The organism is Bacillus sp. V3-13, assembly GCF_002860165.1.
GTDB lineage: Bacteria > Bacillota > Bacilli > Bacillales > Cytobacillaceae > Bacillus_BJ.
On the sequence record NZ_PGUZ01000043.1, the window covers coordinates 1 to 1,830 of the forward strand.

The 1,830-nt window shown below is 41.3% G+C and carries 1 protein-coding gene; it reads right to left on the minus strand.

The genetic code is table 11. The features are described 5' to 3' along the window. Window positions 1-250: 250 nt before the first annotated feature. The gene (locus CU633_RS16190; RefSeq protein ID WP_101661632.1) at window positions 251-1,687 is read right to left on the minus strand and encodes a DDE-type integrase/transposase/recombinase; all 1,437 of its coding nucleotides are present in this window, start codon (window positions 1,685-1,687) and stop codon (window positions 251-253) included. Window positions 1,688-1,830 lie beyond the last annotated feature (143 nt).

Consider the following 1,830-nt stretch of genomic DNA (forward strand, 5'->3'; position numbering starts at 1 on the left):
GGTAGTGTAAAAAGTTCTATGAAAACTCGGCTTTGAGGGTTCCGTTCTGCCACAAAACAGATGGATAGCCCCGCAAACGCTCTTGACAAACACGCCAATGGTTTGACTTCAGGATATCAAGGGCGAAGGGGACAAAAAGCAGGCATGCCAAATAAGCCCTTGGCGTTTCCATTTTAAACCATTGGCAAGTTCGGTTTGTCAAGAGTTCGCTCCGCCGATTGCTCGTTTCGGGCTCTGCTAAACAAAAAAGCTAGGCTGTTTGGTCTTGAATCCATTGTTGAGCTAAACCAATCAGTTTGGTCCATCGTGCAGGCATATTTGGTAGCTGAAGTAATTCTGGATTCAGCACAGGCACTCTGCCTTCTAAGGCTGAATGCGGCCGCAAGAAGTTAAAGTAAGCCACAAACAGAGTGACGAAAGAAACCGAACCCTGTTCAGATCCAAAGCCATGTGTGGCTCGATAATTGCCCTTGAACGTTCGGTTCAGTCTTTCAATGATTTGTTTAAGTGGTCTGAACTCCGTGGAAACTGGATCTTCGTTCGTCAGCCCAATGACCTGCTTCACATCAAACGAAATGTCGTGCTGGGCAAAAAAATGTTGGGCTAGAAGGTAAATCGGATTGCCGTCTACTACAAAGGTGAGGTCTTCAGGAATCTCTTTCATCTTGAGTAGAACCTCGTCTATCGCCAGAATGGCGGCTTGTGTATCCCGATTAGGAGACACAGGATAAGACAAAATGATCTTTTTTACGGCATCAAAAAAGAAAAATAAATAATGCCAGCGTCCATTTACCCGGATGTAGGTTTCATCACCGCAAAATTGATCAGAAAGCTCATAAGGATAATGATCCACATACGGTTTAAGCATAAGAGCCACGCTATTCTCGTAATTCAGTATACTCTGGTGTGAGATCGTTAGACCATGAACATCCTTCATGAGTGCAGCTGTTTTCCGGGCCGACAGTCCATAGTTCACATGATAGGTCAAGATCAGTCCCAGTGTATGAGGAGACACGTAAAGCCTGGATAAATCCACTTTTGGTTTCTTGGGTGAGCGCTTCGCTAACGGTTGATAATCGATGTGAAACTGACGAAAAATGTAGCGCATTTTGAATGACTGAGGATCTTTCTTAAACTGTTTTTTCTCCTTTTGAGACAATCCATTTTGTTTCTTTTGGTAATAGGGACAGTCGTTGTTTTTACACTTAAAGATCAGGAAATCTTTTCTTTCTTTAATCTTTTCTAATGTTTTAGCGCAGTGCGGACATTTCAGTACAGCTTCTTTAGAATAATGATTCTTTTGATTAAAAAGACAGGAACACACCTTGCATTGATATTGTCCTTTATCTCCATTATTGGCATAAAGATAATCGGACGGAGCTGCACACCTTGGACAATTTATGGATTTAGAGACGATCACTTTTGAATGTGAACGCCTCTGTACAGGCTTAAGGGGTTTGCCATGCTTCTCCCTATACTCGTCGAGAAGCCTGCGATAATCAAACTTTTGAAGAGTTTCAATGATTGGAAGCTCGTCCACCTGAAGTTTCTGATAAGGCTTATTCACAGGTTTTTCAGTAGGTTTATCGAACATACTTTTTCCGATGAGGAGAGTCAGTAATGTGCGAATGATTTGATCTTGATACTTGATAAATTCAAGCAAATAGATTATTAATTGAGAGTACAACTTGTCACTTCCGTTTCTTAGGTTGTTGGTGGTCTGGTAACCTCAATTAACCGTAAGATTTAGGGGGTGGCAAGTTTTTTGCTTATAAACCCTCTGATATCAATGTATTTGCTTGATTTATATATTTAATTTTTGACAATACG